The sequence below is a fragment of the Staphylococcus sp. HMSC072E01 genome, assembly GCF_001814125.1.
GTDB lineage: Bacteria > Bacillota > Bacilli > Staphylococcales > Staphylococcaceae > Staphylococcus > Staphylococcus hominis.
This window is the reverse complement of the sequence record NZ_KV814962.1, coordinates 334998-348994: the sequence shown is the minus strand read 5'-3', so window position 1 is coordinate 348994 and position 13997 is coordinate 334998. Positions and strand designations below refer to the sequence as shown.

General features: G+C 31.3%; 25 protein-coding genes. 10 read left to right on the top strand and 15 right to left on the bottom strand.

Going from position 1 to position 13997, the window contains the following annotated elements:
• Window positions 1–3: 3 nt before the first annotated feature.
• The 11 genes from HMPREF2953_RS11445 to HMPREF2953_RS03575 all read right to left on the bottom strand — a co-directional run bounded on the left by HMPREF2953_RS11445 (window position 4) and on the right by HMPREF2953_RS03575 (window position 7268).
• A complete protein-coding gene (locus tag HMPREF2953_RS11445; protein ID WP_176746028.1) occupies window positions 4–177 on the bottom strand; it encodes a hypothetical protein in 174 nt (57 codons plus the stop codon).
• Window positions 178–189: 12 nt separating this feature from the next.
• Window positions 190–411: a hypothetical protein gene (locus HMPREF2953_RS03615; protein WP_070671827.1), complete on the bottom strand. Its 222-nt coding sequence runs from the start codon at window positions 409–411 to the stop codon at window positions 190–192.
• A gap of 17 nt (window positions 412–428) precedes the next feature.
• A complete protein-coding gene (locus HMPREF2953_RS03610) occupies window positions 429–749 on the bottom strand; it encodes a VRR-NUC domain-containing protein (RefSeq protein ID WP_070671825.1) in 321 nt (106 codons plus the stop codon).
• A gap of 256 nt (window positions 750–1005) precedes the next feature.
• Window positions 1006–3363 carry a phage/plasmid primase, P4 family gene (locus HMPREF2953_RS03605; protein ID WP_256263310.1) on the bottom strand — a complete coding sequence of 786 codons (2358 nt, stop codon included), beginning with the start codon at window positions 3361–3363 and terminating at the stop codon, window positions 1006–1008.
• Window positions 3293–3838 (bottom strand): DUF669 domain-containing protein, encoded by a 546-nt coding sequence (locus HMPREF2953_RS03600; RefSeq protein ID WP_070671821.1) that lies wholly within the window; start codon window positions 3836–3838, stop codon window positions 3293–3295. Before HMPREF2953_RS03600 ends, HMPREF2953_RS03605 begins: the two co-directional genes overlap by 71 nt.
• A gap of 17 nt (window positions 3839–3855) precedes the next feature.
• Window positions 3856–5268 carry a DEAD/DEAH box helicase gene (locus HMPREF2953_RS03595; protein WP_070671819.1) on the bottom strand — a complete coding sequence of 471 codons (1413 nt, stop codon included), beginning with the start codon at window positions 5266–5268 and terminating at the stop codon, window positions 3856–3858.
• Entirely contained in the window at window positions 5255–5956 is a 702-nt protein-coding gene (locus tag HMPREF2953_RS03590; protein WP_070671817.1) for an AAA family ATPase, read from the bottom strand. The genes HMPREF2953_RS03595 and HMPREF2953_RS03590 overlap by 14 nt, the downstream gene beginning before the upstream one ends.
• Window positions 5957–6442 carry a siphovirus Gp157 family protein gene (locus HMPREF2953_RS03585; protein WP_070671815.1) on the bottom strand — a complete coding sequence of 162 codons (486 nt, stop codon included), beginning with the start codon at window positions 6440–6442 and terminating at the stop codon, window positions 5957–5959.
• Window positions 6435–6683 carry a hypothetical protein gene (locus tag HMPREF2953_RS03580; RefSeq protein ID WP_070671813.1) on the bottom strand — a complete coding sequence of 83 codons (249 nt, stop codon included), beginning with the start codon at window positions 6681–6683 and terminating at the stop codon, window positions 6435–6437. Before HMPREF2953_RS03580 ends, HMPREF2953_RS03585 begins: the two co-directional genes overlap by 8 nt.
• A 78-nt stretch (window positions 6684–6761) precedes the next feature.
• Window positions 6762–6935, bottom strand: coding sequence for a DUF1270 family protein (locus HMPREF2953_RS11220; RefSeq protein WP_141754072.1), 174 nt, complete (start codon window positions 6933–6935; stop codon window positions 6762–6764).
• A 30-nt stretch (window positions 6936–6965) separates the two neighbouring features.
• Window positions 6966–7268 (bottom strand): DUF771 domain-containing protein, encoded by a 303-nt coding sequence (locus tag HMPREF2953_RS03575; protein ID WP_070671811.1) that lies wholly within the window; start codon window positions 7266–7268, stop codon window positions 6966–6968.
• Between the two features lie 60 nt (window positions 7269–7328).
• Between HMPREF2953_RS03575 and HMPREF2953_RS03570 the strand changes: the two genes are divergently transcribed.
• Entirely contained in the window at window positions 7329–7583 is a 255-nt protein-coding gene (locus HMPREF2953_RS03570) for a hypothetical protein (protein ID WP_070671809.1), read from the top strand.
• On the opposite strand, the gene HMPREF2953_RS03565 is transcribed toward HMPREF2953_RS03570, so the two are convergent.
• Window positions 7567–7761, bottom strand: coding sequence for a hypothetical protein (locus tag HMPREF2953_RS03565; RefSeq protein WP_070671807.1), 195 nt, complete (start codon window positions 7759–7761; stop codon window positions 7567–7569). The two genes, HMPREF2953_RS03570 and HMPREF2953_RS03565, sit on opposite strands and share 17 nt — an antisense overlap.
• 76 nt (window positions 7762–7837) lie before the next feature.
• Window positions 7838–7978 (bottom strand): hypothetical protein, encoded by a 141-nt coding sequence (locus HMPREF2953_RS11440; protein ID WP_176746027.1) that lies wholly within the window; start codon window positions 7976–7978, stop codon window positions 7838–7840.
• 89 nt (window positions 7979–8067) lie between these two features.
• On the opposite strand from HMPREF2953_RS11440, the gene HMPREF2953_RS03560 reads away from it, so the two are divergent.
• Entirely contained in the window at window positions 8068–8403 is a 336-nt protein-coding gene (locus tag HMPREF2953_RS03560; protein ID WP_070671806.1) for a hypothetical protein, read from the top strand.
• Here the strand turns inward: HMPREF2953_RS03560 and HMPREF2953_RS03555 are convergent.
• Window positions 8389–8622 (bottom strand): Thoeris anti-defense Tad2 family protein, encoded by a 234-nt coding sequence (locus HMPREF2953_RS03555; RefSeq protein WP_070671804.1) that lies wholly within the window; start codon window positions 8620–8622, stop codon window positions 8389–8391. The genes HMPREF2953_RS03560 and HMPREF2953_RS03555 overlap by 15 nt on opposite strands.
• Before the next feature lie 62 nt (window positions 8623–8684).
• Here HMPREF2953_RS03555 and HMPREF2953_RS03550 point away from each other — a divergent pair, with 62 nt between their 5' ends.
• Window positions 8685–8927 carry a hypothetical protein gene (locus HMPREF2953_RS03550; protein ID WP_070671802.1) on the top strand — a complete coding sequence of 81 codons (243 nt, stop codon included), beginning with the start codon at window positions 8685–8687 and terminating at the stop codon, window positions 8925–8927.
• A 293-nt stretch (window positions 8928–9220) separates the two neighbouring features.
• On the opposite strand, the gene HMPREF2953_RS03545 is transcribed toward HMPREF2953_RS03550, so the two are convergent.
• Window positions 9221–9469: a helix-turn-helix domain-containing protein gene (locus HMPREF2953_RS03545; RefSeq protein ID WP_256263309.1), complete on the bottom strand. Its 249-nt coding sequence runs from the start codon at window positions 9467–9469 to the stop codon at window positions 9221–9223.
• 192 nt (window positions 9470–9661) lie between these two features.
• Here HMPREF2953_RS03545 and HMPREF2953_RS03540 point away from each other — a divergent pair, with 192 nt between their 5' ends.
• From HMPREF2953_RS03540 to HMPREF2953_RS03515, 7 genes are all read left to right on the top strand, one after another.
• The gene (locus tag HMPREF2953_RS03540; RefSeq protein ID WP_037541310.1) at window positions 9662–9997 is read left to right on the top strand and encodes a helix-turn-helix domain-containing protein; all 336 of its coding nucleotides are present in this window, start codon (window positions 9662–9664) and stop codon (window positions 9995–9997) included.
• A 12-nt stretch (window positions 9998–10009) separates the two neighbouring features.
• Window positions 10010–10474, top strand: a complete 465-nt coding sequence (locus HMPREF2953_RS03535) for an ImmA/IrrE family metallo-endopeptidase (protein ID WP_070671800.1) — start codon at window positions 10010–10012, stop codon at window positions 10472–10474.
• A gap of 51 nt (window positions 10475–10525) precedes the next feature.
• Window positions 10526–10927, top strand: coding sequence for a sporulation protein (locus tag HMPREF2953_RS03530; protein ID WP_070671798.1), 402 nt, complete (start codon window positions 10526–10528; stop codon window positions 10925–10927).
• A 56-nt stretch (window positions 10928–10983) separates the two neighbouring features.
• Window positions 10984–11145 carry a hypothetical protein gene (locus tag HMPREF2953_RS11435; protein WP_176746026.1) on the top strand — a complete coding sequence of 54 codons (162 nt, stop codon included), beginning with the start codon at window positions 10984–10986 and terminating at the stop codon, window positions 11143–11145.
• A gap of 263 nt (window positions 11146–11408) precedes the next feature.
• Window positions 11409–11918: a hypothetical protein gene (locus tag HMPREF2953_RS03525; RefSeq protein ID WP_070671796.1), complete on the top strand. Its 510-nt coding sequence runs from the start codon at window positions 11409–11411 to the stop codon at window positions 11916–11918.
• A gap of 183 nt (window positions 11919–12101) precedes the next feature.
• Window positions 12102–12671 (top strand): type II toxin-antitoxin system PemK/MazF family toxin, encoded by a 570-nt coding sequence (locus HMPREF2953_RS03520; protein WP_083310580.1) that lies wholly within the window; start codon window positions 12102–12104, stop codon window positions 12669–12671.
• A gap of 243 nt (window positions 12672–12914) precedes the next feature.
• A complete protein-coding gene (locus HMPREF2953_RS03515) occupies window positions 12915–13976 on the top strand; it encodes a site-specific integrase (RefSeq protein WP_070548387.1) in 1062 nt (353 codons plus the stop codon).
• The last annotated feature ends 21 nt before the right edge of the window (window positions 13977–13997 follow it).

Genomic DNA, 13997 nt, shown 5'->3' with positions numbered 1-13997 from the left:
CGATCACTTCCAATGCTCATAACGAAAATCTACATCTTTAATGTCGATATCGTCGAAAATTTCTTCTGGACTTTTCTTTGCTTGCTCGATTGTGTATTCCATTTCTTCGTCACTTTCTTCATAAGCTGGTAACTCAATCGTGCCTCTGATTAACACTTCAGCTTTGACTGTTGCCATTACTCATCACTCCTAAAACAAATTTTCCAATACTTCGAAAGTGTCTATGTCTTTTAATTCATCAGATACAAAAACGTTCATATCGTGAAATTCTGTTTTTATTGTTTCTTCTTCATCAAAATAAATCTCCATAGTCCCATCTTTAAGTCTGAAAATCGCTTTATCTTCTTTGAAGTTAAGACCTTCTTTTTCTAATTTCTCATATGCTTCATTTATTCTAGTTTTTTTATCCATTCTTCATCTTCTCCTTTTTACGCTTTCTGCGTGCCTTCCACAATTTCGATTGCTTCTTCCACACTTCTTGCTACGCCATATAAAATGTTTTGCGTTTCTGCGAAGTCTTTAAATTTCTCTTGTTCAGGTCTCAATCGTCCACTTTCTGTCTTTACTTCGATTGCTATAAACTTTCCGTCCGATTTACGATAACCGAACGTATCAGGAAACCCTTTAGGGAGTAATTTGATTATTCTGTTATCTTTTGTCTGTACTTTCCCAGCATTCGCTCTCCAAAGTCTATGACCACGTTGATTGATTGCTAAGATTATTTCATTTTGTATTTTTTGTTCAGTCATAAAATTTCCTCCACAATGCATAGTAAAATGTAGGGTGAAAATAGTATTCAAGCCTTACTGTCTCTAAGTTCTAAAAAAATCATGTAGGGTGGCGTTGAAAAAGTTTCGCTATATTTTTATATACTTTTTTATTTTTGTATATGACTTTTATATTCGTTACCCTACATCATTACATAAAATCAGTAATAAACATTGATATAATAGGCTTTATAAGGTCTAAAGTGTAATTTTTACCCTACATTCCACCCTACATTTTTTAAAGACTTTCTAATCCAGGATATTTATTTGGAATTTCTAAACCTAAATAAAACATTCCATTAGTCATTCTTTTAGATTTAAATTTTTCTTTCATTTTTTGACCGAAGTCTTTATTGCTCATTTTGTAAGCGTTATTTTCATTCGCCCAATTTTTATATACACTGTACAATTCGTTCGCCTTAACTCTGCCGTCATCTACTCGTTTACATTCATCTTCAATAAACTGTTCGATAACATCCATTTCAGTACGATACGCTTTACTTGATGCTCTCAACTTCTCTGGCAACTCAAGTCCTTCTCTCATCCACATATATGCGCCTTCTGCCATCCAATTTAAGATTGCAGGTGCTTCTCTTAGTAATTTATACTTAAGATCTTTATCGACTTTTTCTTCAGGTATTTGCACATCAAATGGAATTAATACTAATCTTCTCCAAATACCATCATCTGTTCCTCTGATGATTGGTTTATGGTTTGTTGAAACCCAAATCTTAAACTTAGGTGTATATTCAAATTCTTCAGCATATAAGAAACGTGCAGTGACTTTATCGCCACCAGTAATTTGTTTGATTAAACCTTCATCAAATCTAAATCCTTCGTTAGGTTCAGAACTTGTGACAAATCTTGCTTTACTCAAACGAGCAATGTCTGTGTTTACGTTGTCGTTTTTCTTTACCATTAATGATTTTGCTTGCATATTATTTGAATAATCGCCTAGTATTTCTGCAATCGTTTCAACAAAAATACTTTTACCGTTTCGCCCTTTACCAAATAGAATGAACATGACTTGTTCTCTTGTGCTTCCAGTTAATGAGTAACCTAATGCTTTTTGAATGTATCGAATTACTGCTTTATCCCCTGCAAAGATGTCGTTTAAAAAGTCTAGCCATACAGCAGGTTGCATTTTTTCGCTATAGTCTGTATTAGCAATTTGAGAAAACATCCGATTAATATCGTGCTTATAAAGTTCTCTACTTGTTAAATCAATATAGCCATTTGCAACGTTTAAAAGCATGTCGTCTTTATCAAATTCATCAGGTGTAACTGTTTTTCTGTGCATTAATTCGTTCATGATGTTTTTCTTGGACTGTGTACCTCTAGTTTTTTTGTAGTATTTTTGAAAAGCTTCTCTAGCTTCTTCTTCTGTTACATCTTCGCTATGAAGTACTTTTTCGTTTTTAATACTTTCAATCATTTCATCAATGAGCTTCCTAATAGCGCCTCTATCATCAACTTTCCATTTCTGACCATCATAAATATAGAATTTATTAGTTATATAACTGTGTTTATATAAATGACCGTATCTATCTATAAAACGATCAGCATTTCCAGTATCGTCATAGCTGCGAATCGGATATTCTTTATCTTTCTTTTCAGCATCGAATATGTGACTAAGTGCATATCTTAATGGATTTTCTTCTTTTTCTTGTTTAGGGGTATATATGTTATTAACTTCATTGATCGCTTTAAATAATGTTTGCTCACCATAAGTTGAATTTTTACGCTTTTCATCCCACTTATCTCGATATAGATTTGACTGTCTGAAAATACTATCCATTTGTGAATAATCTTTCGCACACCAGAAAGCTAAAATATTAGCGAGTGCCATATCTGCTTCAGAATGAGAAGTATAATAAGGTTCATAATTCCCTTTCATTAAGTCATCGAATAGCTTTGCTTGTTTCGAATTGTAAATTTCATTAATTACATCAATTTCTGAAAGGTTATGAATATTTTCTTGGTAGTTATTTGTAGTTGGATATTTAATAGTGTTATCTGATAGGTATTTGTTATAAATAGTTTTAAATACTTGTTCTGACACTTCGGTTACGTCTTTGTATTTACCGATATTTTTTCCAGTCATTGTAAAGAAACGACCACTATCGTACATTTCAATATTGCCTTTACGTCTACGACTTCCTGGAATCTTTCCTTTTACAATAATGTGCAAACCGTTACCACTAGGACTAACTTCTGTATAACTTTTAAATGCCTCGTTAAATTCGCTTACAATATTGTCTAACTTATCGCCTTGTTTAAATCTATGAAGATCATCATCAATGTCATCAATATCAATGCCGAGATAGGGAGGTTCAAAGAAGAACCCTATCCCATCGACACCTTCGGCATTAACTGCTGTTTCATAACTGGACCATGTACTTTTATCATTTGATTTAGCGAACTCACCTGTCGCTGCATTAAAAGGTATTTTAGTACGCTTACCGTTTCTATTCTCAAACTTCCATACACACCAGTTATTGAGTTGTTTTAATTCATCTGGAATATTAGAAAGGTAAGTCGTCATCATTGATTTCTGCACCACCTGAGAACTCATTGTTGCTTGGTTTATCATCATCCGACTTCCACTCATGATTCACTTGTGGAAATTTAGTGTTTTTAAAGTTCCATGGTGCTACTCGATTGGTGATTTGCTTTTCACCTTTATATTCATTTTCTTCTTGCTTAACATAAACTCTTACTGGTTTACCTCTAAACATATCTAGTAACTGTTCAAAGCTTTCAATAGGTGTACCTTCTGGAACGCCGATACCATTTAAGTAGTGCATGAAGTTATCCATTTTATATTTATATTGACCATCGATTGTGCGTTTCCATTCATCAACAAAAATCACTCTATTTGCATGTTTAGCTTGTAATTCTGATGTTTTCTTTAAATCATTTCTTACAACAAGTTGTAATTGTGTTTCTTCTTTTCCATTTTTAGTCGCACGTTCTGTTGCACTTTTAATAACCACTTCGTATTCGCCTTCTGGTAGTGGACTGAAATCATTGCTTTCTAAATTTGAGTAATCTGTAGTAAATAATGCCATAGTATAAAAACTCCTTTTTAATTGTTATATTTTTGTTTAATTGGTTTTAAGTCTGCATATAAGACTGGGAATGGTGCTTGTTTGTAATACGGATGATTAAATTTAATCCATGATTCTTTATAGTTATTCGCTTTTGTATAGAGGTAGTAGTCCTCTAACGTTTCTAAATCTTTTTTGTCTTTTAAATCTTTGCTGTATCGTTTAATTGTGTAATCAACTTTAAAAGGCTTGATGTCTGTAAGTTCTGCTTGTTTATGTTCTAACTCTTTCTTTTCTTCCGTTTCATTTTTATGACCGCAATTAGGACATTCATCTAATTCAGAAGCATAGACAGTAAAACATTCAGGACACTCGGTTAACTTCGGTGCGTCATTTTCCTTTTTACTACGCTTCTTTTTGTAGCCTTTAAAATACTTGTTCCAATCATGTGGGGTATCGGGTAAGCCATGCCTTGCATAATTTCCAACATGATCAATAATTAAAGCTTTTTTATTAGGTTGATATCGCATTGATCGCATTGCTTGTTGCATGAATAGTACAAGTGAATCTGTTGGTCTTGCTAAAATGACACATGTACAATCTGGAACATCAAAACCTTCTGAAATCAAATCAACATTACATAAAACTTTGATAATGCCACTTTTAAAATTCATCATGACTTCATTTCTTTTAACCGCACTTGTTTTAGCATCAGCATGTTCTGCGTAAATACCAGCATTTCTAAATTGTTCTGCGATATTTTCACTTGCTTCAACACTATGTGCGTAAAGAATAGTTTTTTGGCCATTTGCATATTTTTTATAGTTTTCTACAATATCGCCGTATATTGCTTTAGGTATCGCTTTATCCATCGATTGTTTTGTATAGTCACCTGTACTTGATTTCTTTAATTTACTTTCATCTGCAAGCACAACACTCTTGTAATCGTAGTCAGCCAGTTTGTGGTTATTAATGAGCCATTCAACAGTTGGACCTTCTACCATTTCATCGTAAATATCTGTAAAACCTTTACCATTAGCACGCCAGGGAGTTGCAGTAAATCCTACTCTTAAAGCGTTAGGAAAGTAATCATAAATATCTTTGTAAGTTTTCGCTCTACTATGATGTGTTTCATCAGTAACGATGATTTTAGGTGGTGTAAGTTCAGATAAAATATTTTTTGCACGTTTTTCTGAAAGAATATCTACATGAGTTAAATCGACACCATGTTTTTTTAAAGTGTTCTCGATTTGATAACTCAATTCTTTACGATGAACAATAAATAGGATGTGACTACCTTTGTTCACAGCATTTTTTACAACTTCTGCAATCATGACCGATTTACCACTTCCTGGAGGACTTTGAATTAGTACACCAGATTTTTTTAGTAATATATGTCTTGCTTGATCAACGAGATTTTCTTGGTAGTCATAGAGTTTAAACTCCGTCATCCACATCACCGACTTTAAACAACTCTTCTTGCAAACAATGTTCTCTATTATCTAATTGATTTTTAGCAAATACATTGTTACTTGGACTTAATATAAAACCACGTTTGCCTGATTTTTCATTGAAAACTAATCGTGCAACCACTTGGCAAAGTCCTGCGACATTATCACGAATAGTTTTACGAATATCTGGTACTGCTTGAGTAATTTGTTGTCCTGCTGGTGTATAAGATTCAAAGTTCGTTTCCCATGCAATAAATACCAGTCGTTTTCCTAGTGACTGTAAGAAACGCAAGCTATCAATCGTAAAGAAGTCTACACGTTGATAATGTGACATTTCTGGAACACGTTCGTTTTTACCGTTACGCCCTAGATTAGCGAGCATTGAACGGAATAACTCTGATATGTTGTCGATTACAATCGTGTCGTATTGATCAACCGTTTCTTTATTTTTACTAAGCCATTTCATTAATTCACCCCACTCTTCCCATGCTTCGTGAGTGTTGAATTCTAAAATGTCGATATCCTCATTGCCTTTTAAAGGTCGTTCTGATTTATCTACGTTGATATAGAGTGTTTTACCAGGTAAGAAATTTAATGTATGTGTTTTACCTGTGCCAGGTTTTGCATATATGAGATACGTTGATTTATCTGTGGTAATTTCTTTAGCATTTGAAATATTAAACTCCACTTATTTCACCACCAAACTCGTTGAATTTACTAATTCTGCACCTTCAACATCTGCACCTGCTAAAATATCTTCTTTCATTGCTTTTTTATCGTATTTATCTGGTTGTGGTATACGGTACGCTTTATCGATAAGCGTTTCGTTTGTGATCTTCACACTAGGCTGATTGTTGCGTTTGTAGATATAGTTAGTTGATGTTCTGTAGTTATCTCTTTGCTGCACTTCTAAAGCGTCTTGTAAGTGCTGTTTTAATCTGCCGATAAAATTATTCTTTTGTTTCTTCAGTGCTTGTAGACGTTTAATCTCTTTATCTATTGCGTCTGTATCAGCTTCTATACTTCTGATTAATCCTACTGTATTATCCACTTTGGTATTCATATCTACCTCAATACTGTCTAACGTATCTTGTAAATCTTCGATAGAATAACCTTCATCCAACATATTAAGTAATTGTTGATGCTTTGTTGATAAGTTATATAAGTTAGTCATTAGTTAAATCCTCCATTTCTTTTTTATCTAACATCTTCTGTAATTGATTAGCTATTGAGTCTGCGTTTTTATATAATTTGATATAAAGCTTAGTATCTTTTCGTAAATCTTCGATATGTTCTTCTAACGCTTCATTTCTGCGTTTTAAGTGTTTATAGTCATTGCTTAACATTGCCAAATCAATGCTATCTTTAAGCAAAATTTCATATTCGCCTCTTGAGAGAATAATATTGTCTTGCATAACAAACCTCCGTTGTTATATGATTAAATTGAATATATTTTATTAACTGTTTGACTGTTTGCTATTTGCCGATAGCATTCAGTCTTTTTTTAATTTCTCGAATTCTTTATCGAAATAGAGAAACGTTGTTACTGCTGCAAATAGTGAAATACCTAGCGCGTGCATAATATAAAATTGTGCAGTAATTAGTATGATTGAAACTAATGTGAATATTAGACTTGCGACAATAAATGCTGCTTCTGAATACGACATCTGTATCACCTCCTTTTAGTGATTTTTTGATTAACCGTTATAAATTTCTTTCTTATAATCTTTTAAGAACTTCCGCATTAGTTCAGCATCAAAATAATGTGATGAACTTCCACCTTGCCCTTCAAACCAAATTCCATTTTCTTTTAAATACTTATTGAATCTAGGGACTTCTAATATTCTTTTAAATATTAGATACCTACTCAATTTAGATTCTTTAATGAGATCTTCCATTGTCCAAGTGACTGGCAATGTTTGACTAATTAACTTTTCAAGTTCTACTTTAGGTATCAGTACGTGTGTATCTGGTATGTTCACTGTTAATGTTTGACTCATTTTGTATGCTCCTTTCATGTATAATTGATTTATCCCTTAATGAAGGGAGGTGAAAATCTCATGAAAAATTATTATCATCTTTTATCTTTTAACGATGATATGGCTAAAGAATCTGCTAATAGCTTTCTCAAAAACGGCTGGGAACTTGTTCATGTTGGTACAAAATTAATTGATATTTTGGATAATGGACAAGCCTATTACAATACTGAATACGTTCTTGGCGGAACTAAGGAACAGTACGAAAAATACATTGTTGATTCTGAAAAAGCTGATAAAGATTTCTTTAGTCAATTTCAACTTAGCGACGATGATTAGCTAGGTACTGTTGTTCTCTATCGATTAGGTAGAGAACTTCGTTTATTTCTGCGTAAGATAATTTACTTTCGCTAGTAGATTTATCAATAGATTTTTTTAGCTCTCTTTGTCTTTGACTTAAATTTTTATCTAAATAAATTAAAGTGTCTCGTTGCAATCCTTTTATTCTTTTTGTCATTGTTATACCTCCTTAATCTGTCTGTTTGATATTTGGTATAAAAGTGTTGAAGCAGAACAAATTCTTACTGTGGAATTTACTTAATCTCTTTAAGCAACTCTGCAACTGCTCGCAACAGTTCAGGGTTGTTTCTTGTTTTCAGATTGATATTTGCATGTTTCAACAAATTAAGTTTTAACTTATTTTTCTCCTTAGCAATTTTGATTTTTTGAATCATCCCATTTCCTCCTTTAAGTTGTTTGTTCGATTGTGGGTTAATATATAAATTTATCTTTCTGCTATACTCCTTATTAGGAGGTGATAAATATGCTTACAAACGAAGCAAATTTTGTTTTGCATCATTTTTATAAAATATATAAAGACCGTTTAGATGAAGGGTATTCTGAAGAAATGGCTCGTTATTTTTATGATGATGAACAAGTGCATCATGATTACTTTTTAGGTTTTAATTTTGACGACTTTGTGACTTACACAAAAGAGCTTTCTTCAAATGAATACGTTATACTTGGATATGGCGGTGACGGGTTCGCTGAACTAATAATCAATCCTAAAGCAATCATCGAAATGGAAAATTTATATAAAAATAATGCTAAAAAACTCATAAACGCTTTAATAGATTTAAAAAAACTAGTAGGAGCTTAATTCCTCTCCTGTCACAAACCATTCATCAGATACTAAGTCCTCTGCCAACGGTTGCCATCTTTGCTTATAGGACTTCTTATCTGGAATGGTATACAGCATACCGTGATACGAGTCGTTTGTAGGCAAGATTTCGCCTCTTAACCCTTTATTTCTTAAATCTTTTCTATAAATAGACTTACCTCTTTCTATAGCTAACTTTGTTGCCTCTTGTATATTCATAGCGACCTCCATTAATTTGCTTGTTCGATTGTTTGGTATAATCACCTTTGGAGGTGATTTATATGACTTGGTATGAATTTGAAAAATATTTTAGTTCTTTCCAACCAGAGGTTGAAAAGCAATTTGGTAACGATAGTGAATACTTTCGTAATTTATTATCAGAATTAAAAAGAGATAATTCTGAAGGTTTCTCAGAAGAATTTTTATATTCACTAGCTATGAACGAATGTTCTAAGCGTTATTCCGAAACGCTCATTTACAATGTTGCTCGACAGATTTTAAAAGACGACGAGCAGAGTCATTAACACTTTCAGAGTCTTTCGGTATAATAAATGACTCAGTAGTTATTGTTGCCTTGTTCTTTTTAATAGTGTTCTTAACTAGGTCTGCCAAGATAATAGTTAAGAGCGCTATTTTTGCGTAATTGATTTTTTCATTCATTTTTTAGTTCCTCCTTTAACTTCTTCATTCAACGCCCACATTCAACGTACAGTCTTGGCAATGACCTAATAATGTATTGTGGCATGGCTCATATCGTCGCTCACTCTCGCTCTTATACGTTCAATGTGAGCGTTGAAACTCACTGAGTTTTTAATTATTAAGTTTCTATATTTTCTTTTGTATTCTCTTTAGATAAATTCCGAAAAAACTCGGTTTCTTCACCAAAAAAAATATTATCGCTATCTATAAAATAAACTTTTGGAATTTCCGCAATAATATTTCTAGGTATTCTAGAGTTATCTTTCTCATATCTAGAAAGAGTGTCAGCATTAATACCAAGCCTTTTAGATGCTTTCTCTTGTGTTAAACCAGCGTTAACTCTAGCAGCTCTCATAGTAATTTGCATTTCTTTTATCCCTCGCTTTCTTTAAGTATGTACTAATTATAAACCGAGTTAATCCGGAATGTCAAACGGAAAATTCCGTTTCAAAGAAAAATATTCGGATAAATTCGGAAAAATGCTTGTTTATACGTTTCCCTTCCTATATAATGGAATTATCAAATTACAAATTAAAATTTTTTTCGAGAGGTAAAAAATATGGATAGAAATTACGAATTGAAACTTCAAATATCTACTAATATTAGAAAATTTATGAAAGCACAAGGTTTAAGACAATTAGACTTAGCAAATAAATCTGGAATTTCACGCAGTACAATTTCTGACTATTTAAACAATAAAACATTAATTAATCCTGAAAATGTTCAAAAAATAGCTGATGCGTTAAATGTAAATAAATCTGATATCGATCCATCATTTAACCCTCAAAAAAATCAAGATACAATGGCTGCTCATTTAGATTATTCAGATTTAACTGAAGATGAGCAAAAAGAAGTAGAACAATTTATTCAATTTATCAGAAATAGAAAAAAATAAGGTGTGTTTTGTATGGGGAGATACGAAGATTTATTAAAAAAGTATGATTACATATCTATAAACGAAACTGGAAGCATACCTAAGTTTATGTCTGGTTTCTATATGAATGGCGAAATATTTATTAATAGTAATCGCCCTACTACAATAAAATTGGAAACTTTAGCGGAAGAACTAGCACACCATGAAATTACTTATGGAAACATACTCGATGACAAAGATGTACAAAGTAGAAAATATGAGTTAAAAGCTCGTAGGTTGGCCTGTGAAATTCTAATACCTCTTAAAGAATTAATAAGTGCATACCTACAAAATGTTCATAATTTATATGAATTAGCTGATTATTTTGAAGTAAGCGAATCATTTGTACTTCAAACTTTGAATCATTATCAGCAAAAATTTGGACACTCAACTCGTTGTGGTAAATATGTTATTACTTTTGAGCCGTTGAGGGTTTATAAGTTGCATAAAATTGATTAGTGTTATGGTAATTGTTTAATTAAAATATTTAATCAGAAAGGATTTGGTTCTATGTTTGAAAATCTTCTTGCTTCTATTGGAATAAACTCTGTGAAGGTTGAAACTTTAGTAAAAAATAAAAGTATTCATAGTAATGATACTTTGGAAGGAATTGTAAGAATAGAGGGTGGTAATTCTTCTCAAACTATTAACAAAATTTCATTAACTTTAGTAGAAAGATATGAAAATCCTGATAAAAAGAGTCAATTTCCTGTTTTAGAAAATGAATTACAAACATTTACATTACACACAAATGTTGAATTAAAAGAACACCATACAATAACAGAAGAATTCAAATTTAATATTTATGAATATGAATTTAAAAGCGAACCAAAACATTTAATATTAAAAACACATGCATATGTAGGTTATTCAGTTGATGCTTATGATGAAGATAAAATTGTTTTCAAATAAGAAATTGATATTTGTGTAAAATCTTATTATTAAAAATAAATCAAAGGATATATATAATGAAAAAATTCTTAGCATTAATTTTCACAACCACATTAATTTTAGGCGCATGTGGCACTAAAGATGTAGAAGAGAGCGCAAAGAAAAAGAAAGATCCTAAAACTGAAGTAGATGATAAAGGTAGAGCTAAGGGTGAAGAGATTGAAAAAGAGCTAAAATAACATTTACGCAAATTAATTATTTTACCATACTAATGGTGGGATAAAGGAGAAATGAAAATTCAGAAGTAGAAACAGAAACAACGAATATTTCTAATCAACATAGTCAATACACTAGTAATATAAGCCTGAACTATAACGATTTAAATGACGAGCAAAAGAAGAAGTTCAAAAATATGATTATTCCACTCGATATGGTAAATACTTATTCAATTTGAACCATTGCGTGTGTTTGAATATAAAGATGGGAATTAAGGGGGATTTACATGTCTAAAAATATAGGTTTTAAAAATGGTTACGCTATAGGCTTAATAAAAAGTGGATTATCTAAAGAAGGTAAAAAAGCAATCGACTTACTAAGCGCTGAAGAACAGATAAGATTGGCTAATTTACAAAGGAATAATGATCCTACGCTTAATGAAGAAGTAAACAAAGCAATCGGAATGGATAACGATTTTACTAGCGTTCAAGAAAAAAATGAAGCTTATCGTGAAAAAAGCATTGAAAAACAAGGGATAAATAATCCAACTAAAATTACATCTAATGCTTTTTATTTTCAAAATAAAGCTAATAGTTTTGAGGATATTTATAATTTGATTGGCGTTGGTACTCACCTTAGCCAAAAAGAACAAGCTAAATTTGTTCATTATAAAGATATGAAAACAAACACTTACGTGCAAATAGCACAAAATGACGAAATTATTAAACAAAATAACAAAATACAAGAACAAAATGAGGAAATTATCGAGTTGTTGAAACAAATAGCTAATAAATAATTAAGTACTTAGCTTATCTATTATATTGTAATGATAATTTGATATAAACAAAGGAGGGAGATCGCTATATTTCATTCAATTGATAAAATAATCAAACTAGCGTCCAAAAATTTTGATACAGCATTTAAAAGTCAAAATAAAAAATTCAAATATTTAAATGACTGGTTGAAATTTGAATCAGAAATGTTTATAAAAGAAATACCTAAATATAGAAATAAGAATAAAGCGTATAAAAAGGGTGTTATACTCTACGCGAAATTTGGAATAAATATAGGCAGTGAGTTTTCTGGAAATCATTTTTGTGTAGTTTTTGAAAAGAACGATCATGCATTTAAAGATCAGTTAGTTGTAATCCCTTTAACATCTAAAAATAATAAGCGAACAATCGAATTAGAAGATCATTTTTTAGAATTAGCAGTTAAGCAATTATATAAAAATTTAAAAGGTATACAATCTAATTCTGATAAGTTAGAAAAATTACTTGATTCTGGTATAAAAACTAAAAAAGATTTAAACTCTGCTAGAAATATGCTAAATAAAAATATGAGAGATACTGAAAATATAGACAAAATATTTAATAGATACCAACGATATTTAGGCAAAAATACTTATATCGACATGAACCATATAATAACTATTAGTAAAAAGAGAATTAGTAGATTGAACAATATGGATCCTATAGGTCAAATTACTCTTTCACAAAATTCCCTAGATATTATCGATAATTATATTAAAGCCAATTACTTAAATTAAAGATTTTACATTTTAATAGATGTCTGGTAACATATAAATATACTTTCGGTAACCAATCCGACAAATATTTATACTTTCGGTAACCAATCCGACGGACTAGGCATACAATGCCTAGTCCTTTTTTTATGCACTTTCAGGGTAGTCCATCTACCCTTATTATTTTTTAACAATTAATGCGAACGTACGTTCTTTAAAGGAGGTGAATTTTTAATACAATCATCACTTTAGAAAGGAAGGAAATTTATGTCTGTAAAAAAAATCAATAGCACTTGGACTTATGACTTTCAATATAATGGTAAGAGATACAGAAAAAGAGGTTTTAGAACTAAAAGAGATGCTTCACAAGCTGAAAAAGAATTATATATTGATTTGAGTAGAGGCGGTCAATTAGCAGATGATATTACTTTTATAGAATACTTTGAAAGATGGATAAAAGTTAATAAGGTAGATAGAGTGTCTCAATCTACGCTAAATAGATATTATAGCGCTTTAAATGTCTTTGAAGAAAAATTTGGTTCTATTCTTATTAAAGATGTTAGCCAATTAGGTTATAGAGAAATGCTTAAAGAATATGCTGAAGGTCAATTTATTGGTGGTCGTAAAGAAGGAAGAACAAAAGAAAGCGTAAAAAAATTAAATAATTGTTTTTCTCAAGCATTCAAAGATGCATTAAATGAACGTCTAATTTATAAAGACCCAACTTGGAATGCGCCAATATATGAGAAAAAAGCAGCAATGAGTGAAAAACAAAAGTATTTATCTTTAAAAGATTATCAACTGTTAAAGCAGACCGCTTCAACTAAATCACATTTATCATACCTAGCAATTTACATTCTAATAGCGACTGGAGCAAGATTTGGAGAAGTTCAGAAACTCAAAAGAATGGATATTAATAAGAGTAAGAATACTATTCATTTGAGAGGAACTAAAACAAAATCAGCTGATCGTTATGTGACCATTACTTCTAAGGATATGAAACACATAATAGAAGTAATCAATTCTAGACCGCTTCATAAAGATGGCTATATATTTAATACTGGTGTTTCACTCATCACTAATAAAGCAGTGACAACTGCAATGAGAAATATTCTGGCCAAACATGAATTAAAAAGTGACTATGGACTTCACTCATTACGACATACTCACGCTTCAATGTTATTAGGCCATGGATTTAGTATACAATATGTTAGTAAAAGACTTGGCCATGCCAACATAGAAATTACATGGCGAGTGTATAGTCATTTACTAGATGAAATGAAGTTACAAGAAGATGAAATGTTAGATTCAAAACTCTCTTTTTTCTAAGGTATCTCAAACCGACAACAA